The sequence below is a fragment of the Bauldia sp. genome, from assembly GCF_965232525.1.
In the GTDB taxonomy this organism is placed as follows: domain Bacteria; phylum Pseudomonadota; class Alphaproteobacteria; order Rhizobiales; family Kaistiaceae; genus Bauldia.
This window is the reverse complement of the sequence record NZ_OZ246980.1, coordinates 3249107-3272797: the sequence shown is the minus strand read 5'-3', so window position 1 is coordinate 3272797 and position 23691 is coordinate 3249107. Positions and strand designations below refer to the sequence as shown.

Annotated in this window: 25 protein-coding genes and 2 tRNA genes; all 27 read left to right on the top strand. The window is 64.5% G+C overall.

Annotated features, from left to right (window positions below):
- Positions 1-22 precede the first annotated feature (22 nt).
- The 27 genes from ACO076_RS15490 (at position 23) to ACO076_RS15360 (ending at position 23653) form a co-directional block, all read left to right on the top strand.
- Positions 23-298 carry an HU family DNA-binding protein gene (locus tag ACO076_RS15490; protein WP_421723736.1) on the top strand — a complete coding sequence of 92 codons (276 nt, stop codon included), beginning with the start codon at positions 23-25 and terminating at the stop codon, positions 296-298.
- 137 nt (positions 299-435) lie between these two features.
- A tRNA-Val gene (locus tag ACO076_RS15485) sits at positions 436-511 on the top strand.
- Between the two features lie 116 nt (positions 512-627).
- Positions 628-704: transfer RNA gene (locus tag ACO076_RS15480), tRNA-Asp, on the top strand.
- Positions 705-801: 97 nt separating this feature from the next.
- Positions 802-2208 (top strand): ethanolamine permease, encoded by a 1407-nt coding sequence (gene eat / locus ACO076_RS15475; RefSeq protein WP_421723735.1) that lies wholly within the window; start codon positions 802-804, stop codon positions 2206-2208.
- 38 nt (positions 2209-2246) lie between these two features.
- A complete protein-coding gene (locus tag ACO076_RS15470) occupies positions 2247-3635 on the top strand; it encodes an ethanolamine ammonia-lyase subunit EutB (RefSeq protein ID WP_421723734.1) in 1389 nt (462 codons plus the stop codon).
- Between the two features lie 11 nt (positions 3636-3646).
- The gene (eutC, locus tag ACO076_RS15465) at positions 3647-4465 is read left to right on the top strand and encodes an ethanolamine ammonia-lyase subunit EutC (RefSeq protein WP_421723733.1); all 819 of its coding nucleotides are present in this window, start codon (positions 3647-3649) and stop codon (positions 4463-4465) included.
- A 305-nt stretch (positions 4466-4770) separates the two neighbouring features.
- A complete protein-coding gene (locus ACO076_RS15460; protein WP_421723732.1) occupies positions 4771-5136 on the top strand; it encodes an NADH-quinone oxidoreductase subunit A in 366 nt (121 codons plus the stop codon).
- Positions 5127-5675: a NuoB/complex I 20 kDa subunit family protein gene (locus tag ACO076_RS15455; RefSeq protein ID WP_421723731.1), complete on the top strand. Its 549-nt coding sequence runs from the start codon at positions 5127-5129 to the stop codon at positions 5673-5675. Before ACO076_RS15460 ends, ACO076_RS15455 begins: the two co-directional genes overlap by 10 nt.
- A gap of 14 nt (positions 5676-5689) precedes the next feature.
- On the top strand, positions 5690-6289 hold the full coding sequence (locus ACO076_RS15450; protein ID WP_421723730.1) for an NADH-quinone oxidoreductase subunit C: 600 nt from the start codon (positions 5690-5692) through the stop codon (positions 6287-6289).
- Between the two features lie 5 nt (positions 6290-6294).
- The gene (locus ACO076_RS15445; RefSeq protein ID WP_421723729.1) at positions 6295-7485 is read left to right on the top strand and encodes an NADH-quinone oxidoreductase subunit D; all 1191 of its coding nucleotides are present in this window, start codon (positions 6295-6297) and stop codon (positions 7483-7485) included.
- Positions 7485-8135, top strand: a complete 651-nt coding sequence (gene nuoE, locus ACO076_RS15440; RefSeq protein ID WP_421723728.1) for an NADH-quinone oxidoreductase subunit NuoE — start codon at positions 7485-7487, stop codon at positions 8133-8135. The genes ACO076_RS15445 and nuoE overlap by 1 nt, the downstream gene beginning before the upstream one ends.
- Positions 8128-8361 carry a hypothetical protein gene (locus tag ACO076_RS15435; protein ID WP_421723727.1) on the top strand — a complete coding sequence of 78 codons (234 nt, stop codon included), beginning with the start codon at positions 8128-8130 and terminating at the stop codon, positions 8359-8361. Before nuoE ends, ACO076_RS15435 begins: the two co-directional genes overlap by 8 nt.
- A 4-nt stretch (positions 8362-8365) precedes the next feature.
- A complete protein-coding gene (gene nuoF / locus ACO076_RS15430) occupies positions 8366-9661 on the top strand; it encodes an NADH-quinone oxidoreductase subunit NuoF (protein ID WP_421723726.1) in 1296 nt (431 codons plus the stop codon).
- 3 nt (positions 9662-9664) lie between these two features.
- Positions 9665-9910: a hypothetical protein gene (locus tag ACO076_RS15425; RefSeq protein WP_421723725.1), complete on the top strand. Its 246-nt coding sequence runs from the start codon at positions 9665-9667 to the stop codon at positions 9908-9910.
- Positions 9907-12000 (top strand): NADH-quinone oxidoreductase subunit NuoG, encoded by a 2094-nt coding sequence (nuoG, locus tag ACO076_RS15420; protein ID WP_421723724.1) that lies wholly within the window; start codon positions 9907-9909, stop codon positions 11998-12000. Before ACO076_RS15425 ends, nuoG begins: the two co-directional genes overlap by 4 nt.
- A 4-nt stretch (positions 12001-12004) precedes the next feature.
- Positions 12005-13051, top strand: coding sequence for an NADH-quinone oxidoreductase subunit NuoH (gene nuoH / locus ACO076_RS15415; protein ID WP_421723723.1), 1047 nt, complete (start codon positions 12005-12007; stop codon positions 13049-13051).
- Between the two features lies 1 nt (position 13052).
- Positions 13053-13541, top strand: coding sequence for an NADH-quinone oxidoreductase subunit NuoI (gene nuoI / locus ACO076_RS15410; RefSeq protein ID WP_421723722.1), 489 nt, complete (start codon positions 13053-13055; stop codon positions 13539-13541).
- A 75-nt stretch (positions 13542-13616) separates the two neighbouring features.
- Complete coding sequence (locus tag ACO076_RS15405) at positions 13617-14219, top strand: NADH-quinone oxidoreductase subunit J (protein WP_421723721.1); 603 nt, start codon at positions 13617-13619, stop codon at positions 14217-14219.
- Positions 14219-14527: an NADH-quinone oxidoreductase subunit NuoK gene (gene nuoK, locus ACO076_RS15400; protein ID WP_421723720.1), complete on the top strand. Its 309-nt coding sequence runs from the start codon at positions 14219-14221 to the stop codon at positions 14525-14527. Before ACO076_RS15405 ends, nuoK begins: the two co-directional genes overlap by 1 nt.
- A gap of 8 nt (positions 14528-14535) precedes the next feature.
- The gene (gene nuoL / locus ACO076_RS15395) at positions 14536-16578 is read left to right on the top strand and encodes an NADH-quinone oxidoreductase subunit L (protein WP_421723719.1); all 2043 of its coding nucleotides are present in this window, start codon (positions 14536-14538) and stop codon (positions 16576-16578) included.
- A 10-nt stretch (positions 16579-16588) separates the two neighbouring features.
- Entirely contained in the window at positions 16589-18151 is a 1563-nt protein-coding gene (locus tag ACO076_RS15390) for an NADH-quinone oxidoreductase subunit M (protein ID WP_421723718.1), read from the top strand.
- On the top strand, positions 18148-19578 hold the full coding sequence (gene nuoN / locus ACO076_RS15385) for an NADH-quinone oxidoreductase subunit NuoN (protein ID WP_421723717.1): 1431 nt from the start codon (positions 18148-18150) through the stop codon (positions 19576-19578). The genes ACO076_RS15390 and nuoN overlap by 4 nt, the downstream gene beginning before the upstream one ends.
- 1 nt (position 19579) lies before the next feature.
- Positions 19580-20401, top strand: coding sequence for a biotin--[acetyl-CoA-carboxylase] ligase (locus ACO076_RS15380; RefSeq protein ID WP_421723716.1), 822 nt, complete (start codon positions 19580-19582; stop codon positions 20399-20401).
- 68 nt (positions 20402-20469) lie between these two features.
- Entirely contained in the window at positions 20470-22080 is a 1611-nt protein-coding gene (locus ACO076_RS15375; protein ID WP_421726744.1) for a ribonuclease J, read from the top strand.
- Between the two features lie 7 nt (positions 22081-22087).
- The gene (gene mce / locus ACO076_RS15370) at positions 22088-22492 is read left to right on the top strand and encodes a methylmalonyl-CoA epimerase (RefSeq protein ID WP_421723715.1); all 405 of its coding nucleotides are present in this window, start codon (positions 22088-22090) and stop codon (positions 22490-22492) included.
- A gap of 12 nt (positions 22493-22504) precedes the next feature.
- Positions 22505-22789, top strand: a complete 285-nt coding sequence (locus ACO076_RS15365) for a DUF1467 family protein (protein WP_421723714.1) — start codon at positions 22505-22507, stop codon at positions 22787-22789.
- 576 nt (positions 22790-23365) lie between these two features.
- Positions 23366-23653 carry a succinate dehydrogenase assembly factor 2 gene (locus ACO076_RS15360; RefSeq protein ID WP_421723713.1) on the top strand — a complete coding sequence of 96 codons (288 nt, stop codon included), beginning with the start codon at positions 23366-23368 and terminating at the stop codon, positions 23651-23653.
- Positions 23654-23691 lie beyond the last annotated feature (38 nt).

Sequence of the window (23691 nt, the reverse complement as noted above, 5' to 3'; positions counted from 1 at the left end):
AAATCAGTGAAAGGGATGTGACATGAACAAGAATGATCTCATCGCGTCTGTGGCGGAACGCACGGGGATGTCCAAGGCCGGCGCTGGCCAGGCCGTGGATGCGACGTTCGACGCCATAACCGGGGCACTGAAATCGGGCCAGGAAGTGAAGATCATCGGTTTCGGCAACTTCAGTGTCGCAAATCGCGCGGCGAGCACCGGTCGCAATCCGCGCACCGGCGAGACGATCCAGATCGCTGCATCCAAGACCCCGAAGTTCAAGGCCGGCAAGGGTCTCAAGGACGCCGTCAACCGCTAACGCGGGCGGCGGTCCGAACCGTTCCCGCCTTTTCCCGCGGCCGGGTTTCCCTCGCGTAGAGTCAGGACGGGCACCTCCACCGGTGGTGGGTCTTGCACCCGAACCATCGGATGCCTAAACCGGAAGCGGAAAAGCGGGGGCGGTTAGCTCAGTTGGTAGAGCGCCACGTTTACACCGTGGATGTCGGGAGTTCGAGCCTCTCACCGCCCACCATTCGAGTCTCCGATCGAAACGGGCCTGCGGTGCTGAGCCGCACCGACGTGTCGTTGTGTCCTTGACACCATTCGCCGGAGCGTCCTAATTGCCTGCCGCGCCCGACGCCGGGTTTCGGGGGTGTAGCTCAGTTGGTTAGAGCGCTGGCCTGTCACGCCAGAGGTCGCGGGTTCGAGTCCCGTCACTCCCGCCATTTACACCGCTGGACGTTCTTCCCGCTCTTTGGCCGGCCGTGTGATTTTGTCAGAAGGCCGGCTCGACCTTCGACATCGCGGCAATAAGGATTGGCCATGGAACGGGCGGGTTCGTCGGGCGCTAAGAACCAGTCGATCGGGTCGGACTATTTCGAACAACGGCAACTGAAAAGCGGCGTGGCCGGCTGGGGCCTGCTGATCGGTCTCGGCGTCGCCTACGTCATTTCCGGCGATTTCGCCGGGTGGAACTTCGGCCTGGCGCAGGGCGGGTGGGGCGGCCTGCTGATCGCCACGCTGCTGATGGCGACGATGTACACCTTCATGTGTCTCGCGCTCGCGGAGCTTTCGACCATCGTCCCGACCTCCGGCGGGGGCTATGGCTTCGCCCGACGGGCCTTCGGGCCGTGGGGCGGCTTTCTCTGCGGCGTGGCGATCCTGATCGAATACGCCATCGCGCCGGCGGCGATCGCCGTGTTCATCGGCGCCTATTTCGGTTCGCTGTTCGGCATCGACGGCTGGCCCGTCTATCTCGCCTGCTATGCCTTCTTCCTGGCAATCCACGTCTATGGCGCCGGCGAGGCCTTGCGGCTCATCTTCATCATCACCGCGATCGCCGTGGTCGCGCTTGTTGCCTTCTGCGTGGCAATGGTGCCCCATTTCAGCGTCGACAACCTGTTCGACATCGCGGTCACCGACGCGGCCGGGGCGAGCCCGTTCCTGCCCTTCGGCTATATCGGCATCTGGGCGGCGATCCCCTACGCGATCTGGTTCTTCCTCGCCATCGAGGGCGTGCCGCTCGCCGCGGAGGAGACGCGGGACGCCAAGCGCGACCTGCCGCGCGGGCTGATCGGCGGCATGATCGTGCTCCTCCTGTTCGCCGCGCTGATCCTGACCCTGGGGCCGGGCGGCGCCGGGTCGGCCGCCTTGCAGGACTCCGGCAATCCGCTGGTCGCTGCCCTGGAGGCGCCGCATGTCGGCGACGGGCCGACGCTCATCAGCCGTTTCGTCAACTTCGTCGGCCTGGCCGGGCTGATCGCCAGCTTCTTCTCGATCATCTTCGGCTATTCGCGGCTCACCTTCGCCATGTCACGCGCCGGCTACCTGCCGCGCGTCCTGTCGCTGACCAACGAACGTAAGACGCCCTACGTCGCGCTGATCGTGCCTGGCGTCATCGGCTTCGTCCTGTCGCTGAGCGGGGAAGGCGACCTGTTGATCCTGGTGGCGGTGTTCGGGGCGACGATCTCTTACGTGATGATGATGGCCGCGCATATCGCCCTACGGATCAAGGAACCAAACCTGGAGCGGACCTACCGCACCCCCGGCGGTGTGGTGACCTCCGGCGTCGCGCTGGTGCTGGCATGCGCGGCGGTGGTCGCCGGCTTTCTGGTCGACCCGCGGGTCATCATCGGCGTCGCTATCGTCTACGCCGTTTTCGTGGGCTACTTCGCGATCTATAGTCGTCACCACCTCGTACCGACCGCTCCAGGCGAAGAGGCGCCCTGACGCGCCGGCAGAGCGACGATGAAGGGGAACGGGCAGCCATGCGTTTTTCCCATTCCATCGACGGGACGACCTATCGCTTCGACACGCTAAGGGACCTGCTCGCCAAGGCGAGCCCGGAGCGATCCGGCGATCATCTGGCGGAGATCGCCGCGCGCGACGACGCGGAGCGGATGGCGGCCCAGATGGCGCTCGCCGATGTGCCGCTGACCGTGTTCCTCGACGAATGGGTCGTGCCCTACGAAGACGATGAAGTCACGCGCCTGATCGCCGACGGTCACGACAGCCAGGCGTTTGCGACGGTCTCGCATTTGACGGTTGGCGGTTTCCGCGACTGGCTGTTGTCGGATGCGGCCACCGAAGAGACTCTCGCCGCACTGGCGCCCGGACTTACGCCGGAAATGGTGGCTGCCGTCTCCAAGATCTGCCGCGTCCAGGACCTGATCCTGATCGCGCAGAAATGCCGCGTGGTAACCCGATTCCGCAGCACCATCGGCCTGAAGAAACGCTTGTCGACGCGGCTACAGCCCAACCACCCGACCGACGATCCGACCGGCATCGCAGCCAGCATCGTCGACGGCCTGATGTATGGCAGCGGCGATGCGGTGATTGGCATCAATCCGGCGTCCGACAGCATCGCGACGGTCATCACCCTGGTGGAGATGCTGGACGAGATCATCCGGCGCTACGCCATCCCGACCCAATCCTGCGTCCTGACCCATGTCACCACCAGTATCGAGGCGATCAACCGGGGGGCGCCGGTCGATCTCGTGTTCCAATCCATCGCCGGCACCGAGGCAGCCAACAGAAGCTTCGGGGTCGATCTTCAAGTCCTGAAGGAAGGTCGCGACGCGGCGCTGAGCCTGGGCCGCGGCACGCTGGGCGACAACGTTATGTATTTCGAGACCGGTCAGGGGAGTGCGCTCTCGGCGGACGCGCATCACGGCGTCGACCAGCAGACACTGGAGGCCCGCACCTATGCCGTCGCCCGCACGTTCAAGCCGTTGCTCGTCAACACCGTGGTCGGCTTCATTGGCCCGGAATATCTGTTCGACGGGCGACAGATCGTTCGCGCCGGCCTCGAGGACCATTTCTGCGGCAAGCTGCTCGGCGTGCCGATGGGTTGCGACATCTGCTACACCAACCATGCCGAAGCCGACCAGAACGACATGGACGTGCTGCTGACGCTGCTGGCGACCGCCGGCGTCAACTTCATCATGGGCATTCCGGGTTCCGATGATGTGATGCTCAACTACCAGACCACGTCGTTCCATGACGCGCTCTATGCGCGGCGGGTTCTCGGGTTGCGGCCGGCGCCGGAGTTCGAGGCGTGGCTGACGGACTCCGGTATTTTCGAGGGAGGCGAAGACGTGCGGCTTGCCGACCGCCTGCCGGAGTCGTTTCGGCGCGCGCTGGAGCATCTGAGCTAGGTGGTGCTCCGGTGACCAAAGAGAAACGGGCTCTCGATACTGCCGATCCCTGGACCAAGCTGCGTCGCTTCACGCCGGCCCGGATCGCGCTCGGCCATGCGGGCACCAGCCTGCCGACAAGGCCGCATCTCGCCTTTCAACTGGCGCACATGCGGGCGCGGCACGCGATCCACCAGGAACTCGACATTCCGACGCTGGAGGCGGCGCTGCGATCGCGTGGGTACGAGACGCTTCTGCTCCGCAGCCGCGCCGACGACCGGTCCGACTATCTGCAGCGGCCGGACAAAGGCCGGCGTCTCGACCTGAAGTCGCGCGAAAAGCTCGAACGACTTTCCCGGCCGGACACGCCCTATGATGTCGCCTTCGTCATTGGCGATGGTCTCTCCGCGGTGGCGATCGAAAAACACGCCGTGAATTTCCTCGACGCGGTGATGCCCATTCTTGCCGAGGGGACATGGCGGATTGCGCCGCCGTGCATTGTCAAGGGCGCGCGGGTCGCGGTCGGCGACGAGATCGGCGAACGACTGGGCGCCGGTATGGTTGTCGTCCTCATCGGGGAAAGGCCTGGGTTGAGCTCGCCCGACAGCATGGGCATCTACATGACGCTGAAGCCCCGCATCGGCCTGACCGACGAATCGCGGAACTGCATCTCCAACGTGCGCGCAGAGGGACTGAGCTACGAGCGGGCGGCCGACAAGCTTGCCTACCTGATGGGCGAAGCGCGGCGACTCGGTTTCTCGGGCGTTCAACTCAAGGATGACGCCGAATTGGCGCCCCGGCTCGAGCCGAAATCGACCAGGACCTTCCTGATCGAGCCGGACGACCGATAGTCGGTTGGTCCGGGCGGCCACGACGCCCGTTTCAGGGCCGGCAAGACCTGCCATAGCCCCTCGAATCCAGTGCCAAAAACCGCCGGCGAGGGCAGGCGGTTCAGCCGCACCCGTTCCGGTACGTTTCGCCTTGCCACCCGCACGCGGCTCGGCTAAGCCTCCGCACGTCATGTCGCGTTGGAACGGTTCTGAAATCGGCCGCTCGATCCGATCAGATCGATCCGCACTTGTCGCGCGGCAGTGCAGCAACATGTTAGTAGGGTAGGCGTTTCCGCATCGAGCGGACATGCCGGCGCGAGGACAGGATGGAGAGCATTCTCAGCAACTATTTGCCGCTGGTGATTTTCATCGGTGTTGCTCTGGTTCTGGGCCTTGCGCTCCTGATCGCGCCGTTCATCGTGGCGTACAAGAACCCGGATCCGGAGAAGCTGGCGCCTTATGAATGCGGCTTCGCGCCGTTCGACGATGCGCGCATGAAGTTCGATATCCGCTTCTATCTGGTCGCCATCCTGTTCATCATTTTCGATCTGGAAGTCGCCTTCCTGTTCCCGTGGGCGGTCGTCTTCCACGACATCGGCTGGTTCGGCTTCTGGTCGGTGATGATCTTCCTGGGGGTGCTCACCATCGGCTTCATCTATGAGTGGCGTAAGGGAGCATTGGAATGGGATTGAGCGCACCCAGTCGGCCCGCCGCGGACGGTCAGGTGCCGCCGGCGGAAGACCCGTTCTTCCTCGAGGTCAATAACGAGCTCGCCGACAAGGGCTTTCTGGTCACCTCGACCGATGACTTGGTCAACTGGGCCCGGACCGGTTCGCTGATGTGGATGACGTTCGGGCTTGCCTGCTGCGCGGTCGAAATGATGCAGATGTCGATGCCGCGCTACGACGCCGAACGATTCGGCTTTGCGCCGCGGGCCTCTCCGCGGCAATCGGACGTTATGGTTGTGGCCGGCACGTTGACCAACAAAATGGCGCCGGCGCTGCGCAAGGTCTACGACCAGATGCCGGAACCGCGTTACGTGATCTCGATGGGCTCGTGCGCCAATGGCGGCGGCTACTATCACTATTCCTATTCGGTGGTGCGGGGCTGCGACCGCATTGTCCCCGTGGATATCTACGTTCCGGGTTGCCCACCGACGGCGGAGGCATTGCTCTACGGGGTGCTGCTTCTGCAGAAGAAGATCCGGCGCACCGGAACAATCGAGCGTTAGGCCGCGGCAGACCCATGGACGAAACACTGCGGGATATCGCCGAGTACATCGCCTCGGAGCGGTCGGACGCCATTGTCGATTGGCATATCGCCTATGGCGAACTGACGCTCTCGATCGTGCCCGGCGAGATCCTGCCGCTGGTCAAGTTCCTCTACGACGATCCGAGGCTCGGCTTCGTCAACCTGATCGATATCTGCGGGGTCGACTGGCCGGCCCGCGAAAAGCGCTTCGACATCGTCTACCACCTGATGTCGCCGCGTCAGAACGCCCGCATCCGCCTCAAGCTGGCGACCGATGAGGCGACGCCGGTCGCTTCGATCGCATCGGTCTATCCCGGCGCTGACTGGTTCGAACGGGAGGCGTACGACTTCTACGGCGTGCTTTTCGCCGGCCACCCGGACCTGCGCCGCATCCTCACCGACTACGGCTTCGAGGGGTATCCGCTGCGCAAGGATTTTCCGCTGACCGGATTTGTCGAGGTGCGCTACGACGACGAACAGAAACGGGTCGTGTACGAGCCGGTGCGGCTGGCACAACAGTTCCGCGACTTCGATTTCGAGTCGCCCTGGGAGGGAACGGACTACGTACTTCCTGGTGACGAGAAGGCGCACTGACCCTCATGGCTGAAACAGAAGTCCGCAACTTCAACATCAACTTCGGACCGCAACACCCGGCGGCGCATGGTGTTTTGCGGCTGGTGCTCGAACTCGACGGTGAGATCGTCGAGCGCGTCGATCCGCATATCGGTCTGCTCCATCGCGGCACCGAGAAGCTGATCGAGCACAAGACCTATCTGCAGGCGGTGCCGTATTTCGACCGGCTCGACTACGTGGCGCCAATGAACCAGGAGCACGCCTTCGCGTTGGCGGTCGAGCGGCTGCTGGACATCGAGGTGCCGCGCCGCGGTCAGTTGATCCGGGTTCTCTTCTGCGAGATCGGCCGCCTGCTCTCGCACCTCCTCAACGTCACCACCCAGGCGATGGATGTCGGCGCCCTGACCCCGCCTTTGTGGGGGTTCGAGGAGCGCGAAAAGCTGATGGTGTTCTACGAGCGGGCGAGCGGCAGCCGGCTGCATGCGGCCTACTTCCGGCCGGGCGGCGTCCATCAGGACCTGCCGCAAGAACTGATCGACGACATCGGCGCGTTCTGCGACCCGTTCCTCAAGGTCTGCGACGACATCGAGGGACTGCTCACCGACAACCGCATCTTCAAGCAGCGTAATGTCGACATTGGCGTCATCAGCCTCGAAGAGGCGTGGAAGTGGGGCTTCTCCGGGGTGATGGTCCGCGGCTCAGGGGCGGCCTGGGACCTGCGCAAGGCGCAGCCCTATGAATGTTACCCGGAGATGGATTTCGACATTCCGATCGGCAAGAACGGCGACTGTTACGACCGCTATCTCATCCGCATGGAGGAGATGCGGCAGGCGACCAAGATCATGAAGCAGTGCGTGGAGAAGCTGAACCAGGATTCCGGCAAGGGCCCGGTTGCCTCGGTCGATGGCAAGATCGTCCCGCCGAAACGCGGCGAGATGAAGCGCTCGATGGAAGCGCTGATCCATCACTTCAAGCTCTACACCGAGGGCTATCACGTGCCGGCCGGCGAGGTGTATGCGGCGGTCGAGGCGCCCAAGGGCGAGTTCGGCGTCTATCTGGTGTCGGACGGGTCGAACAAGCCTTACCGGTGCAAACTCCGCGCGCCAGGCTTCCCGCATCTGGCGGCGATGGACCACATGTGCCGCGGCCACATGCTCGCCGACGTCTCGGCGATCCTCGGGTCGCTGGATATCGTCTTCGGGGAGGTCGACCGCTAATGGCCGTGCGCCGCCTTGCCGAGCAACAGCCGGAGAGCTTCGCCTTCACCGACGAGAACGTCGCGTGGGCGAAGACCGAAATCGCGAAATATCCGGAGGGCCGGCAGGCGTCCGCGGTGATCGCGTTGCTGTGGCGGGCGCAGGAGCAGGAAGGTTGGGTGACCGAACCGGCGATCGAGGTTGTGTCGGCGATGCTCGACATGCCCAAGATTCGGGTACTCGAGGTGGCGACGTTCTACACCATGTTCCAGCTCGAACCGGTCGGTGCGATCGCGCATCTTCAGGTCTGCGGGACGACGCCGTGCTGGCTGCGCGGCTCCGACGCGATCAAGGACGTGTGCAGCCGCCGGATCAGCCCGGACCAACATCGGTTGTCCGATGACGGCGCGTTTTCGTGGGAGGAGGTCGAGTGCCTCGGCGCCTGCGTCAACGCGCCCCTGGTCCAGATCGGCGCCGACACATTCGAGGACCTGACCGCGGAGAGCCTCGAACAATTGCTCGACGATCTCGCGGCCGGGAAACCGGTCAAGCCGGGCCCCCAGATCGAGCGCGCCTTCTCCGCGCCGGTCAGCGGGCCGACCACGCTCGCGGAGATCGGGACTGAGACAAAGGGTGCCGCAACCCCGGTGACGGAGGCCGACAATGGCTGAGGTCATGAGCCAGCTTGTCGACGAGATGATCCGGGCGCTGCAGGTGCGCCTGACCGATCTGGAGTCGGAGGTCGCCGAAATCAGGATGGAGTTATCGGCCATCCGATCGGAACTCGCGGATGCGCGAGCCGCCCGGCCGGACGTGGTGCCGCCGCCGGTTGGAATCGAACGAAGGGTCGAGCGGATCGAACGGCGCTTGGACTCGGTGGATGCAACGGTGAAGTGACGCCATGCTGAGCGACAAGGACCGGATCTTCACCAATCTCTACGGGCTCCATGACTGGGGCCTGAAGGGCGCGATGGCGCGCGGCCAGTGGGACAACACCAAGGCGCTGCTGGAAAAAGGTCGCGACGGGATCATCGACGAGATCAAGGCGTCGGGCCTGCGCGGCCGCGGCGGCGCAGGCTTCCCTACCGGCCTCAAGTGGTCGTTCATGCCGAAGGAGAGCGACGGCCGGCCGGCTTATCTGGTGGTCAACGCAGACGAATCCGAACCCGGTACCTGCAAGGACCGGGAGATCATGCGGCACGATCCGCACACGCTGGTCGAGGGGTGCCTGGTCGCCGGCTTCGCCATGGGCGCGCACACCGCGATCATCTATGTGCGCGGCGAATTCATCCGCGAGCGTGAACATCTGCAAGCGGCGGTCGATCAGGCCTATGAGGCGAACCTGATCGGCAAGAACAACAAGAACGGCTGGGACTTCGACATCATCGTCCACCACGGCGCCGGGGCGTATATCTGCGGCGAGGAGACGGCGCTCTTGGAGTCGCTGGAGGGCAAGAAGGGCATGCCGCGGCTGAAGCCGCCATTCCCGGCGAGCGTCGGCGTCTATGGCTGCCCGACGACGGTCAACAACGTCGAGTCGATAGCGGTCGCACCGGCGATCCTGCGACGCGGGTCGGCGTGGTTTGCCGGTCTCGGCAAGCCAAAGAACACCGGCACCAAGCTCTTTTGCATCTCCGGCCACGTCGACAAGCCGTGCACCGTCGAGGAGGAGATGGGCATCGATCTGCGCGAGCTCATCGAAAAGCACTGTGGCGGTGTCCGCGGCGGCTGGGACAATCTGCTCGCGGTGATCCCCGGCGGCGCCTCGGTGCCGTGCCTGCCGGCGTCGCAATGCGACGATCTGTCGATGGATTTCGACACGCTGAAGGACCTCAAGTCGGGCTTGGGGACGGCGGCGGTCATCGTCATGGACAAGTCGACCGACATCATCCGCGCCATCGCCCGGCTCTCCTATTTCTACAAGCACGAAAGCTGCGGTCAGTGCACCCCGTGCCGCGAGGGCACCGGCTGGATGTGGCGGGTCCTGGAGCGCATGGCCGAGGGACGCGCCGAAAAGCGCGAGATCGATATGCTGCTCCAGGTGACTTACCAGGTCGAGGGCCACACGATCTGTGCGCTCGGTGACGCGGCGGCGTGGCCCGTGCAGGGACTGATCCGGCATTTCCGGCATGTGATCGAGGAGCGGATCGACGACTACGCAGCGAGGTCGGCGCCGATGGTCGAGGCGGCGGAGTAAGGCATGGCCGACGAACCCGACAACCTCGTACTGGCGTATCTCAGGCGGATCGACGAAAAGGTCGACCGGCTGAGCGAAGACGTGCGCGATCTCAAGGTTCGGGCCACCGCCGTCGAGGAGCGGCTGGCCGCGGTAGAGATGTCCGTGATCGGGATCAACCGCCGGATCGATCGGGTCGAGGAGAGACTATTGCGGATCGTGAAACGCCTCGACCTTGTCGAGACACCACACCAAGGCTGTGTTGGATGACCCTCATCAAGGTCGACGGTCAGGAAATCGAGGTCCCGCCGGAGCTGACGCTGCTCCAGGCGTGTGAGGCGGCCGGCGCCGAGATTCCGCGCTTTTGCTATCACGAGCGCCTGTCGATAGCCGGCAATTGCCGCATGTGCCTGATCGAGGTGAAGGGCGGACCGCCCAAGCCGGTCGCCTCGTGCGCGCAGAACGTTCGCGACCTGCGCCCGGGGCCGGAAGGTGCGCCGCCGGAGCTGTTCACCAAGTCGGAGATGGTGAAGAAGGCGCGGGAAGGGGTGATGGAGTTCCTGCTCATCAATCACCCGCTCGACTGTCCGATCTGCGACCAGGGCGGCGAGTGCGATCTGCAGGACCAGGCGATGGCCTACGGCGTCGACGGCAGCCGGTTCTTCGAGAACAAGCGCGCGGTGGAGGACAAGTACATCGGGCCGTTGGTCAAGACGATCATGACCCGGTGCATCCACTGCACCCGCTGTGTCCGGTTCTCCGCCGAAGTCGCCGGCGTGCCCGAGTTGGGCGCGACGGGCCGTGGCGAGGACATGGAGATCACCACCTATCTCGAACACGCGATGAGCTCGGAGCTGCAGGGCAACGTCATCGACCTCTGCCCGGTCGGCGCGCTGACCTCGCGGCCCTACGCCTTCCAGGCGCGGCCGTGGGAGCTGACCAAGACCGAATCCATCGACGTGATGGACGCGGTCGGATCGGCGATCCGGGTCGATACGCGCGGCCGTTCGGTGATGCGCATCCTGCCGCGCACCAACGATGCGGTGAACGAGGAGTGGATTTCCGACAAGACGCGGTTCGTCTGGGACGGGCTCGACGTTCAGCGCCTCGACCGGCCTTACCTGCGTCGCAACGGGCGGCTCGAGCCGGTGGCGTGGCCCGAAGCTTTCGCCGCGATCGTCGACAAACTGAACGGCGTCGATCCCAACCGGGTCGCCGCGATCGCCGGCGACCTCGCCGGGGTCGAGGAGATGTATGCGCTGAAGCTGCTGATGGCATCGATCGGCTCGCCTCATCTCGACTGTCGCCAGGACGGCACCAAACTCGATCCGGCGCGCGGCCGGGCAAGCTATCTGTTCAATCCGACCGTCGCCGGAATCGATGCCGCCGACGCGATCCTGTTTGTCGGTGCCAATCCCCGTCACGAAGCGTCCGTTCTCAACGCGCGGCTCCGCGGCCGCTGGCGGCTCGGCGATATCCCTGTCGGCCTCATCGGCGAACAGGTCGATCTGACCTACGACTACGACTATCTCGGCGCCGGACCCGACACGCTCGCCGCTGTCGTCGCCGGCGATCATCCGTTCGCGCAGAAGCTGACCGAGGCAAAGCGCCCGCTGATCATCGTCGGACACGGGGCGTTAGCCCGTCCGGACGGGGACGTCGTACTGTCACAGGCGGCGAAGCTTGCTGTTACCGGCGACCGTGACGAGGGCTGGAACGGTCTCGCCGTATTGCACACCGCTGCCGCGCGGGTCGGCGGTCTCGATATCGGCTTCGTACCCGGCGAGGGCGGCCAGGACGTCATCGGCATGGTGGCGTCGGCGGCGGCCGGCGAATACGACGTGATGTTCCTGCTCGGCGCGGACGAGATTGCCGTCGACGCGCTCGGCGAAACCTTCGTTGTCTACATCGGCACCCACGGCGATGCCGGCGCGCAGCGCGCCGACGTGATCCTGCCGGCCGCGACCTACACCGAAAAATCGGCGACGTTCGTCAACACCGAAGGCCGGGTCCAGATGACTGCCCGCGCCGCGTTTCCTCCGGGCGACGCCCGCGAGGACTGGGCCATCCTGCGGGCGCTGTCCGGGGTGCTGGAACGGACCCTGCCGTTCGACTCGCTGGCAGCGCTGCGGGCGAAGCTCTACGGCGATTATCCGCATCTCGGCCGGGTCGATCAGATCGAGGCCGGGTCGATCGACGACGTGGTAGCGCTGGCAAAACGCGACGGCAGGGCCTCGTCGGAGCCGTTCGGTCTGGCCGTCGAGGACTTCTACCTCACCAATCCGATCGCCCGCTCGTCGGCGGTGATGGCCGAGTGTTCGGCACTCGCCGCCGGGCGCTTGGCGGACGCGGCGGAGTAGCGGCATGGGCGGCTTCTTCAGCGATTACGTGGTGCCGGGCGCCATCATCGTCGGGCAGAGTTTTCTGCTGATGACGGTGCTGCTTCTGTTCATCGCCTATCTGCTCTACGCCGACCGAAAAATCTGGGCGGCGGTGCAGATGCGGCGGGGGCCGAACGTAGTCGGCCCCTGGGGATTGCTCCAATCCTTCGCCGACCTGTTGAAATTCGTCGTCAAGGAGCCGGTGATTCCGTCCGGCGCCAACAAGGGTGTGTTCCTGCTCGCGCCGCTGGTGACGACGACGCTGGCGCTGTCGGCCTGGGCCGTGGTGCCGGTCGCGGCGGGCTGGGTGATCGCCGACATCAATGTCGGCATCCTCTACATCTTCGCGATCTCCTCGCTCGGCGTCTACGGCATCATCATGGCCGGCTGGGCATCCAACTCGAAATATCCGTTCCTCGGCGCTCTTCGCTCGGCGGCGCAGATGGTGTCCTACGAAGTCTCGATCGGCTTCGTCATCATCACGGTGCTGCTGTGCGTCGGTTCGCTGAACCTGACCGACATCGTCCTTTCTCAGTCGGAAGGCCTCGGCACGCGGTTCGGCCTGCCCAACAGCTTCCTCGACTGGCATTGGCTCGTCCTGTTTCCGATGTTCGTCATCTTCTTCATTTCCGCGCTGGCCGAAACCAACCGGCCGCCCTTCGACCTCCCGGAAGCGGAGTCGGAGCTGGTCGCCGGGTTCATGGTCGAATACTCGTCGACGCCGTACATGCTGTTCATGCTCGGCGAATATGTCGCCATCGTCCTGATGTGCGCGTTGACGACCATCCTGTTCATGGGCGGCTGGCTGCCGCCGATCGATGTCGTTCCGTTCAACTGGGTACCGGGGGTTATCTGGTTCGTCCTCAAGGTCAGCCTGGTCTTCTTCATGTTCGCCATGGTGAAGGCGTTCGTGCCCCGCTATCGCTTCGACCAGTTGATGCGCCTCGGCTGGAAGGTGTTCCTGCCGATCTCGCTGTTCATGGTCGTCGCCGTCGCCGCGGTTCTTCAGATCACTGGATGGAGTGCGTAACGTGAACGTCGGACAGGCCGCCCGGTCGCTGTTCCTCACCGAGTTCGTCTCGGCCTTCTTTCTGTCGATGGGGTACTTCTTCGGTCGCAAGGCGACGGTGAACTATCCCTTTGAGAAGGGGCCGGTCAGTCCGCGCTTCCGTGGCGAGCATGCGTTGCGCCGCTATCCGAACGGCGAGGAGCGGTGCATTGCCTGCAAGCTCTGCGAGGCGATCTGCCCGGCTCAAGCGATCACCATCGAAGCGGGACCGCGCCGCAATGACGGTACGCGTCGCACGACCCGCTATGACATCGACATGGTCAAGTGCATCTATTGCGGCTTCTGCCAGGAGGCCTGTCCGGTGGATGCGATTGTCGAGGGTCCGAACTTCGAATTCGCCACCGAAACCCGCGAAGAACTCTACTACGACAAGGACAAGCTACTGGCGAATGGCGATCGCTGGGAGCGGGAAATCGCCGCCAATATCGCCGCCGACGCCGAGCACAGATGACCCATGGACGGGGGCGGGGCAAATGACTAAGAAACCGGCGGTCGGGCCGACAAACGTCCGGATGACGCAACGATAATGGCTCTCAGCGCATTCTTCTTCTATCTGTTCGCGGCCGTCACCGTCGCTTCGGCGGTGATGGTAATCGGCGCGCGCAACCCGGTCCATTCGGTCCTCTTCCTGATTCTCGCGTTCGTCAACGCGGCGGGGCTGTTCGTGCTGCTCGGCGCCGAGTTCCTCGGCATGATCCTGATCGTGGTCTATGTCGGCGCCGTCGCGGTACTGTTCCTGTTCGTGGTGATGATGCTCGACGTCGACTTCGTCGAACTGCGGCAGGGATTCCTCAACTACCTGCCGGTCGGCGCGTTGATCGGGATCGTGTTGCTTGCCGAGTTGTTGCTGGTCGTCGGTGGTTGGGTGTTCGCGCCGGAGACCGCACCGGCGGCGCCGGTGGTTCCCGACGTCTCCAACACCGAGGCGCTCGGTCTCTTGATCTACACCCGCTACGTCTACTTCTTCCAGGCGGCGGGGCTCGTGCTCCTGGTCGCGATGGTCGGCGCGATCGTGCTGACGCTGCGCCATCGGGAAGGCGTGAAACGCCAGTCGGTCGCGGCCCAGGTCGCGCGGACGCCGGCGACGTCGATCGAAGTCCGCAAGGTCGAGTCGGGGAAGGGCGTCTGATGGCTGTCGGTCTTGGCCACTATCTGGCGGTCGCCGCGATCCTGTTCACGCTCGGGATCTTTGGCATCTTCATCAACCGCAAGAACGTGATCGTGATCCTGATGTCGATCGAGCTGATCCTGCTCGCGGTCAACATCAACCTGGTCGCGTTCTCCGCCTTTCTCGGCGACATGGTGGGGCAGGTTTTCGCGCTCTTGGTCCTGACGGTCGCGGCAGCCGAAGCAGCAATCGGCCTCGCCATCCTCGTGGTGTTCTACCGTAATCGTGGCTCGATCGCGGTCGAAGACGTCAACATGATGAAGGGCTGATCGCGGCAATGTACTCAGCCATCGTCTTCCTGCCGCTGATCGGCGCGATCATTGCCGGGCTGATTTCGCTGTTCGGCGCGCATCAACGGACGGCGGTGGCCGAGGCCGCTCCCGGTGGCCGCAGCCATCGGCCGGCGGAGAGCGAAAACGGCGCCGACGATCATGGCCACGGCCATGTGGCGGCGGCGGTCGGTTCGCGTCCCGCGGAGATCATTACCACCGGTCTGCTGATCGTCTCGGCGCTGCTTTCCTGGGTGGCGTTTCTGTCGATCGGTTTCGGCGAGGAGACCGCCGAGCGGGTGCAGGTGTTCAACTGGTTCTCGTCGGGAACCATGTCGGTCGATTGGGCGTTCCGAATCGATTCGCTCACGGTGGTGATGCTGGTGGTGGTGACCACCGTGTCATCGCTGGTCCACGTCTATTCGATCGGCTACATGAGCCACGATCCGCATCGGCCGCGGTTCTTCGCCTACCTGTCGCTGTTCACCTTCGCCATGCTGATGCTGGTGACCGCCGACAACCTGGTCCAGATGTTCTTCGGCTGGGAGGGGGTTGGCCTCGCGTCCTATCTGCTGATCGGCTTCTGGTACAAGCGGCCTGCCGCCAATGCCGCGGCGATCAAGGCGTTCGTCGTCAACCGGGTCGGCGACTTCGGCTTCCTCCTCGGCATCTTCGCTCTCTTCGTTGTCTACAACTCGGTCGAATTCGAGACGATCTTCGCCAACGCGTCGTCGGCCGAAGGGCTGACCATTCCGTTCCTGTCGTGGCAGGTCGACGCGCTCACCGTGATCTGCCTGCTCCTGTTCATGGGGGCGATGGGCAAGTCGGCGCAGTTCCTGCTGCACACCTGGTTGCCCGACGCGATGGAAGGCCCGACCCCGGTGTCGGCGCTGATCCATGCCGCGACGATGGTGACCGCCGGTGTCTTCATGGTGGCGCGGATGTCGCCGCTGTTCGAACTGGCGCCGGTGGCCCTGGCGTTCGTCACGTTCATCGGCGCGACGACGGCGTTCTTCGCGGCGACCGTGGGGTTGGTCCAGAACGACATCAAGCGCGTCATCGCGTATTCGACTTGCTCGCAGCTCGGCTACATGTTCGTCGCGATGGGGGTGGGTGCTTATTCGATCGGCATGTTCCACCTGTTCACCCATGCTTTCTTCAAGGCGCTGTTGTTCCTCGGTGCCGGCTCGGTCATCCATGCGGTGTCGGACGAGCAGGACATGCGCAAGATGGGCGGCCTGCGCACCCTCATCCCGCGCACCTACTGGATGATGATCATCGGCACGGTGGCGCTGACCGGCCTTTACGGAACCGCCGGCCACTTCTCCAAGGACGCGGTGATCGAAGCGGCCTATGTCGGCCACAACGCCTTTGCCGGATACGCCTTCGTGCTGGTCGGCTTCGCGGCGCTGCTGACGTCGTTCTACTCGTGGCGGCTGATCTTCATGACCTTCCACGGCAAGCCGCGAGCGTCGGCGGACGTGATGAGCCACGTCCACGAGTCGCCGCCGGTGATGATGATCCCGCTCTACATCCTGGCGATCGGTTCGCTCGGCGCCGGCTGGGCGTTCTATAGCGTGTTCGTCGGTGACGGTTTCGAGGCGTTCTGGAAGGGCTCGCTGTTCATCGCCGACGCCAACAACATCCTCGAGGAGATGCACCACGTCCCGTTCTGGGTGATCGCGATGCCGACCATCATGATGGTGATCGGCCTGGCGATCGCGTGGTGGTTCTACATCAGGTCACCGGAGATCCCGCAGCAGCTCGCCGCGCGCAACGACTGGCTCTACCGGTTCCTGCTCAACAAGTGGTACTTCGACGAGCTCTATGACTGGCTGTTCGTCCGTCCGCTGAAATGGACCGGCCGGTTCCTGTGGCGCAAGGGCGACGGCTGGCTGATCGACGGGTTCGGCCCGGACGGCGTCTCGTCCCGGGTGTTGGATGTCACGGCGCGGGTCGTCAAGCTGCAGTCCGGCTACCTCTATCACTACGCCTTTGCCATGCTGATCGGCGTTGCCGCGCTGATCACCTATCTGATGTTCGCCGGTTGAGGATCGCCACATGACCGATTGGCCGATCCTCTCGACCGTCATTTTCCTGCCGCTCGTCGGCGCGCTGCTGGTGCTCATCATCCGCGGCGACGACGACATCGCCCGCCGCAACATCTTCAACGTCGCCCTGTGGACGACGACGGTCACCTTCGTGATCTCGCTGTTCATCTGGATCAACTTCGATCCGACCGACCCCGGCTTCCAGATGATCGAGCGGGTCGAGTGGCTCGGCGGCGGCATCACCTATCACATGGGCGTCGACGGCATCTCGATGCTGTTCGTCATCCTGACCACGTTCCTGATGCCGCTCTGCATCATCGCCAGCCGCCTGACGATCAAGCAGAACTTCAAATCCTACATGATCGCGTTTCTGGTGATGGAAACGCTGATGATCGGCGTGTTCTGCGCGCTCGATCTGGTGCTGTTCTACCTGTTCTTCGAAGGCGGCCTGATCCCGATGTTCCTGATCATCGGCATCTGGGGCGGCACCCGGCGGGTCTATGCCAGCTTCAAGTTCTTCCTCTACACGCTGCTCGGCTCGGTGCTGATGCTGCTCGCCATGATGGCAATGTACTGGTACTCCGGCACCGTCGTACCGTGCGATCCCTCGGCCGGCGGCATCGCCGCGACCTGCCCGACCACCGACATCGTCAAGCTGATGGACGTCCAGTTCCCGGCCAACATGCAGACCTGGCTGTGGCTGGCGTTCTTCGCGTCGTTTGCCGTGAAGATGCCGATGTGGCCGGTGCACACCTGGCTGCCCGACGCGCATGTGGAGGCGCCGACCGCCGGGTCGGTGATCCTCGCCGCCGTCATGCTGAAGATGGGCGGCTACGGGTTCCTGCGGTTCTCGGTCCCGATGTTTCCGCTGGCCTCGGCCGATCTAGCGCCGTTGATCTTCGCCCTGTCGGTGATCGCGATCATCTATACGTCCGCCGTGGCGCTGATGCAGAAGGACATGAAGAAGCTGATCGCCTATTCGTCCGTCGCCCATATGGGCTTCGTGACCATGGGCATCTTCGCGATGACGGTGCAGGGGGTTCAGGGCGGTATCTTCCAGATGCTGTCGCACGGCATTGTCTCCGGCGCCTTGTTCCTGTGCGTCGGTGTCGTCTACGACCGGATGCACACCCGCGAGATCTCGGCCTATGGCGGGCTGGTCAACCGGATGCCGCTCTATGCCGCGGCGTTCATGGTGTTCACCATGGCCAATGTCGGCCTACCGGGGACCAGTGGGTTCGTCGGCGAGTTCCTGACGCTGGCCGGCACCTTCCCGGTCAATACCTGGGTGGCGTTCCTGGCGACGACCGGGGTGATCCTGTCGGCCTGCTACGCGCTCTGGCTCTATCGCCGGGTGATTTTCGGCAAGCTTGAGAAGGGCAGCCTGAAGGACATTCTCGACCTGTCGCCGCGCGAACAGCTCATCCTCGCGCCACTCGTGGTCCTGACGCTCCTGTTCGGATTCTTCCCGGCGCCGATCATGGACGTGACCGCCGCGTCGGTCGACCAACTCGTGGCCAACTACCAGGCGGCGTTGTCGGCCGCCGGCAAACTCGCGGCGGTGTCGCCATGACCGCGGTCCCCGATCTTCTCCCGGCCTTGCCGGAGATCATCCTCGCCGTCGGCGCGATGGTGATGCTGATGATCGGTGTCTTCGTCGGCGAGCGGTCGACCCCGTTGATCACCGGGCTGTCGGTCGCGCTGCTGGCTGGGGTTGGATTGATCCTCATCTTCTCGCCGGTCGCCGGCGTTACCTTCAGCGGCGCCTTCGTGCTCGATCCGTTCGCCCGGTTCATGAAGATTCTTGTGCTGATTGGCTCCGCGTTCGCGATCGTCATGTCGGTCGGCTACGCACGCGCGCAGAAGTTCGAGCGGTTCGAGTACCCGATCCTGGTCGTCATCGCGACGCTCGGCATGATGATGATGATCTCGGCCGACGACTTGATCGCCGTCTATCTCGGCCTCGAACTCCAATCGTTGTCGCTCTATGTCGTTGCCGCCATCAACCGGGACTCGACCCGGGCGACCGAGGCGGGACTCAAATATTTCGTCCTCGGCGCGCTCTCGTCTGGGATGCTGCTCTACGGCGCATCACTGGTTTATGGCTTCACCGGGACGACCACGTTCGCCGGGATCGCGGCGACCCTGCAGGAGGGTGGGGCCTCGCTCGGTCTGACCTTCGGGCTCGTGTTCCTGATCGCCGGGCTGGCGTTCAAGATTTCGGCTGTGCCGTTCCACATGTGGACGCCGGACGTCTACGAAGGCGCGCCGACGCCGGTGACCGCGTTCTTCGCGGCCGCGCCCAAGGTGGCCGCGTTGGCGCTGTTCGTTCGCGTCGTCGTCGGCGCGTTCGAGCCGATCACGCCGGACTGGCAGCAGATCCTGTCGTTCATCGCCATTGCGTCGATGCTGCTCGGCGCCTTCGCCGCGATCGGACAGCGCAACATCAAACGGCTGATGGCGTATTCGTCGATCGGCCACATGGGCTATGCGCTGGTCGGTCTGGCGGCGGGCAACGAAGCCGGCGTCCAGGGCGTCATCCTCTACGCGACCATCTATTTGGCGATGACGCTCGGCACGTTCGCCTGCATTCTCGCCATGCGGCGACGCGAGGGCATGGTCTACGAGATCGACGATCTCGCGGGGCTTTCCAAGACTCACCCGACGATGGCCTTTCTGCTGGCGATGCTGTTGTTCTCGCTCGCCGGCATTCCACCGCTCGCTGGCTTCTTCGCCAAGTTCTACGTGTTCCTGGCGGCGATCGACGCGGGCCTCTACGTGCTCGCGGTCATCGGCGTCCTCGCCAGCGTGGTCGGCGCCTACTATTATCTGCGCATCGTGAAGATCATGTATTTCGACGAGCCGGCGGCCGGCTTCGAACCGATGTCCGGAGAGCTCCGGGTCGTCCTTGGCCTCAGCAGCGCCTTCGTCTTGCTGTTCGCGGTATTCGGCGGCGAGATCGGCTCGGCGGCGGCGCGGGCGGCGGGGACGTTTTTCTAGCGTGACCGACTTCGCGCTCGGCGATAAGGCCTCGGCCGCCGGATTCCGACTGAAGGCATTCGACACGGTTGGCTCGACCAACGCCGAGGCATTGGCACTGGCGCGCGCCGGCGATCCCGGCGGCCTGTGGCTGACGAGCCGCGCGCAGACCGCGGGTCGTGGGCGCCGGGGACGGGCCTGGTCGACCGAACCCGGGAGCCTGGCAGCGACGATTCTGACGGTCGTCGAACTGTCGCCGGAGCGCGCCGCGACGCTCGGTTTCGTCGCCGGTCTCGCTTTGGACGACGCGCTCCGTCAGGTGGCACCCGATCTCAGATTCGCCATTGCCGTCGACGGTGGGGAGGGGGCAGCGACGCGCATTCGCCTCAAGTGGCCCAACGACGTGCTGATCGACGGGATGAAAGTCGCCGGCATCCTGCTCGAAGCCGAGAAGCTCAATGGCGTCGGCCTGGCGGTGGCAACAGGCATCGGCGTCAACGTAACGTCGGCACCGACCGGCGTCACCTATTCGGCAGCCGCGCTCCGGGACCTGGCGCCCGGGGTCGATGCGCCCAACCTCTTCCGCTACCTTACCGACGCCTGGGCGGGGCTGATCGATGTCTGGGATGGCGGCCGGGGATTTCCGGCAATCCGGCAATGGTGGCTGGAGCGGGCCGCGGGCATCGGCAGCGATATCGCGGTGCGGGTCGGACCGGAGGTCTTTTCCGGCGTGTTCGAGTCGATCGACGACGAAGGGCGGCTGCTGGTCCGGGCGGCTGACGGGTCCGAGCGCGCGGTGACCTCGGGCGAAGTCCATTTCGGCGTGGCGGCGACGACCCGTTGACCCGGCGATCCACCAAGGACGGAAACGAACTGGTCTTTCTGCCCCTCGGCGGGGTCGGCGAGATCGGTATGAACCTCAGCCTCTACGGCTACGGTCCGGCCGACGATCGGACCTGGATCGCCGTCGATTTCGGTATCGCGTTCGCCGGCGACGAGGCGCCGGGGGCCGAAGTCATCTTCCCGGACATCGGCTATCTCGAAGAAGAGCGCACCAACCTCGCGGCGATCTTCATCACCCACGCCCACGAAGATCATTACGGCGCGCTGATCGAGTTGTGGCCGCAGCTGCGGGTGCCCGTCTACGCGACCGCGTTCACCGCGGGGCTGCTCAATGCCAAGCTGGCGTCGGAACCAGGGGCCGATGTCGTACCGGTAACCGTCGTCAGGCCCGGACAGCGGATCAAGCTCGGTCCCTTTGATGTCGAATACATCAACGTCGCGCACTCGATTCCCGAGGCTAATGCGCTGGCCATCCGGACGCCGGCGGGACTGGCCCTGCACAGCGGCGACTGGAAGCTCGACGACACGCCGGTGGTGGGATTACCGACCGACGTGGAGCGGCTGAAGGTGATCGGCGAGGAAGGGGTGACCGCGCTCATCTGCGACTCCACCAACGCCTATCGTGAGGGCCGAAGCCCGAGCGAACAGGAGGTCGCCCGCGAAATCGAGCAAGTCGTCGCCGCCGCGAAGGGCCGCGTCGCGTTCACCACCTTCTCGTCCAACGTCGGGCGGCTCCGTTCGGTTGCGCTTGCCGCGGCGGCGGCCGGCCGCGAGGTGGTGGTGGTCGGACGGGCGATCCGCCGCGTTCTGGATGTCGCCGCCGAGCAGGGAATGCTCGACGGCCTGCCGCCGTTTCGCGAGGAGGAAGCGTTCCACGAGCTCCCCCGCAAGCGGGTGCTCGCCCTGCTGACCGGAAGCCAGGGCGAGGCGCGTGCGGCGTTGGCGCGGATTGCGGCGAACGAACATCGCAATGTGAGCTTCGATGCCGGCGATCTGGTGGTGTTTTCGTCGCGGACGATCCCCGGCAACGAGGTGGCGATCAACACGATCATCAACGCGCTCGTCAGCCAGGGGGTCAGAGTCCAGACCGATCGCGACCGGTTGGTGCATGTTTCGGGTCATCCGCGCCGGGAGGAACTACGCCATTTCTACGACTGGCTGAAGCCGGACGTTGCCGTGCCGGTCCATGGCGAAGCGCTGCATCTGGCCGCCCATGCGGAACTGGCGCGGGACCTCGGTGTTCCGACCGTGCTCCAGATCGAGAATGGTGCCGTCGTGCGCCTGGCGCCGGGTCGCGCCGCGGTGATCGACGACGTGCCTACCGGGCGGCTCTATCGCGACGGTCGTCTGATCGGCGCGATGGAGGACCTCGGCATCGTCGAGCGGCGGCGCCTTGCCTTCGCCGGTCAGATCAGCGTTTCGCTCGTGCTGGATCGACGGGGCAACCTGATCGACGAGCCGGATGTCGTCGCGGTCGGTTTGCCGGAATCGGATGCGTTCGGCCGGCCAATGGTGGAAGCGCTGATCAATGCGGCGGAGGGGGCGATCGAGTCGATTCCCCGCTCGCGCCGCAAGCACGCCGAGATCGCGCGCGAGGCGGTACGACGCGCGGTGCGGGCCGAGGCGAACGCCCTATGGGGCAAAAAGCCGAATTGCACGGTGTTCCTGACGGTCGTATGACCCACCGATGATCGGACGTCTCAATCACGTTGCCATTGCCGTGCCGGATCTCGACGCGGCGACCGCGCGGTATCGCGATCGGCTTGGCGCGCGCGTCTCCGAACCGGTGCCGCTTGCCGAACACGGCGTGACCACCGTGTTCATCGAACTGCCGAATACCAAGATCGAGTTGCTCGAGCCTCTGGGGGCGGAGTCGCCGATAGCGGCTTTCCTGGAGCGAAACCCGGACGGGGGCATCCATCACCTCTGCTACGAAGTCGACGATGTCGCCGCGGCTTCAGCCGCGCTTGCCGAAAGCGGCATACGGGTGCTCGGCAGCGGCGAGCCGAAACGCGGGGCCCACGACAAGCCCGTGGTCTTCCTCCACCCGAAGGATTTCTTCGGCACGCTGATCGAACTCGAGCAGGCCTGAGGCGGCGGGACGATGAGCATCATCAGCCTGGTCGCCATTTTCTTCGTCGTCTGGTGGGTCGCCTTGTTCGCGGTGCTCCCCTGGGGGATGCGCAGCCAAGAGGAGGAGGGCGAGGTCGTTCTCGGCACCGCCTCGAGCGCGCCCAACAATCCGCGGCTGGTGCGGAAGGCGATCGTGACGACCGTTGTCGCAACGATCATCACCACTGGAATCTGGTTCGTCTTCGGCTATGTCGGCTACGGCATGGAGGACATCGCCGATCAGTTCATGCCGGACCTATCGGACGGCGCGCGCTAGCAGCGAGGGCGATAAAAAAAGCAAGGCTTAAAGCCTTGCTTCTAGAGTTCCGCGTCTTAACCCTTCATGCCCGTCCGCGACCCAATTGGCTGATTGAGCCTCTGCTCCGGATTGGGGCGGCAGCAACCCTAAGGCGCGCCAAAAAGGGATCTTCCTCCCAAGACTTAGACCGCGATGCCTTTTTTGTGGGAACCGAGCCCGCGCTGAGCGCTGTTACTCACTCCCCTTTTATGACAGGACCGTAGCGAACCGCGGGCGACTTGTCATCTATTTGTGCTCTTTGCGGCCATTTTTTTTGCACAATCACAGCGTCAGCGGAGCCTAATGGTTCACCGGCGAAGCAATGACCGATGGATTCCATTACGCCCGGTGGCAATTGCGGACGGATACCACCGAAGTGATGCCGCAAGGACGCGTGTTTGCCGCGTGAAACCGAGATCGTCGGTGATGCCGAGGGCAGGAATTTTCGATCGAACCGGTAACGGGCGGCTGACTTCGCGCTGACATATCGCTATATCCCTATCGCGGAGCGACGGGTCAAAACGACCCGGCGCCGCTTAGCTATGGATATGGGCTGTGACACCGACCGAGGACGCAACGGCGCTCGCGCGCAAACGCTTGGCCTTCCGAGCCTGGCACCGGGGAACCCGGGAGACCGATCTGATCCTCGGCCGCTTCGCGGACGCCCATATCGCCGGGTTTGATGAGGCGGAGCTGGAGGCGTTCGCGAGCCTGCTGGAGATGCCCGACCCCGACATCTTCGCCTGGGTCACCGGAAGCCGGCCGGTGCCCGTCTCCATGCGATCGTCGATCCTCGCCCGGCTCATCGCCTTCCACCAACAATCGGTCAGTTCCGATGTCTGACACGATCGTGCGGCCCTACGCCCGGCCATCGCTGCCCG

Excerpts from the sequence above, each read along its gene's own strand:
- ACO076_RS15455 (WP_421723731.1), top strand. The coding sequence starts at position 5,127 with ATGGGATTGAGCGCACCCAGTCGGCCCGCCGCGGACGGTCAGGTGCCG.
- ACO076_RS15390 (WP_421723718.1), top strand. The coding sequence starts at position 16,589 with ATGACCGATTGGCCGATCCTCTCGACCGTCATTTTCCTGCCGCTCGTC.
- ACO076_RS15490 (WP_421723736.1), top strand. The coding sequence starts at position 23 with ATGAACAAGAATGATCTCATCGCGTCTGTGGCGGAACGCACGGGGATG.
- eat (WP_421723735.1), top strand. The coding sequence starts at position 802 with ATGGAACGGGCGGGTTCGTCGGGCGCTAAGAACCAGTCGATCGGGTCG.
- mce (WP_421723715.1), top strand. The coding sequence starts at position 22,088 with ATGATCGGACGTCTCAATCACGTTGCCATTGCCGTGCCGGATCTCGAC.
- nuoE (WP_421723728.1), top strand. The coding sequence starts at position 7,485 with ATGGCCGTGCGCCGCCTTGCCGAGCAACAGCCGGAGAGCTTCGCCTTC.
- ACO076_RS15435 (WP_421723727.1), top strand. The coding sequence starts at position 8,128 with ATGGCTGAGGTCATGAGCCAGCTTGTCGACGAGATGATCCGGGCGCTG.
- ACO076_RS15375 (WP_421726744.1), top strand. The coding sequence starts at position 20,470 with ATGAACCTCAGCCTCTACGGCTACGGTCCGGCCGACGATCGGACCTGG.
- nuoN (WP_421723717.1), top strand. The coding sequence starts at position 18,148 with ATGACCGCGGTCCCCGATCTTCTCCCGGCCTTGCCGGAGATCATCCTC.
- nuoG (WP_421723724.1), top strand. The coding sequence starts at position 9,907 with ATGACCCTCATCAAGGTCGACGGTCAGGAAATCGAGGTCCCGCCGGAG.
- ACO076_RS15365 (WP_421723714.1), top strand. The coding sequence starts at position 22,505 with ATGAGCATCATCAGCCTGGTCGCCATTTTCTTCGTCGTCTGGTGGGTC.
- ACO076_RS15450 (WP_421723730.1), top strand. The coding sequence starts at position 5,690 with ATGGACGAAACACTGCGGGATATCGCCGAGTACATCGCCTCGGAGCGG.
- nuoF (WP_421723726.1), top strand. The coding sequence starts at position 8,366 with ATGCTGAGCGACAAGGACCGGATCTTCACCAATCTCTACGGGCTCCAT.
- nuoL (WP_421723719.1), top strand. The coding sequence starts at position 14,536 with ATGTACTCAGCCATCGTCTTCCTGCCGCTGATCGGCGCGATCATTGCC.
- ACO076_RS15470 (WP_421723734.1), top strand. The coding sequence starts at position 2,247 with ATGCGTTTTTCCCATTCCATCGACGGGACGACCTATCGCTTCGACACG.
- ACO076_RS15445 (WP_421723729.1), top strand. The coding sequence starts at position 6,295 with ATGGCTGAAACAGAAGTCCGCAACTTCAACATCAACTTCGGACCGCAA.
- ACO076_RS15425 (WP_421723725.1), top strand. The coding sequence starts at position 9,665 with ATGGCCGACGAACCCGACAACCTCGTACTGGCGTATCTCAGGCGGATC.
- ACO076_RS15460 (WP_421723732.1), top strand. The coding sequence starts at position 4,771 with ATGGAGAGCATTCTCAGCAACTATTTGCCGCTGGTGATTTTCATCGGT.
- ACO076_RS15405 (WP_421723721.1), top strand. The coding sequence starts at position 13,617 with ATGGCTCTCAGCGCATTCTTCTTCTATCTGTTCGCGGCCGTCACCGTC.
- nuoK (WP_421723720.1), top strand. The coding sequence starts at position 14,219 with ATGGCTGTCGGTCTTGGCCACTATCTGGCGGTCGCCGCGATCCTGTTC.
- nuoH (WP_421723723.1), top strand. The coding sequence starts at position 12,005 with ATGGGCGGCTTCTTCAGCGATTACGTGGTGCCGGGCGCCATCATCGTC.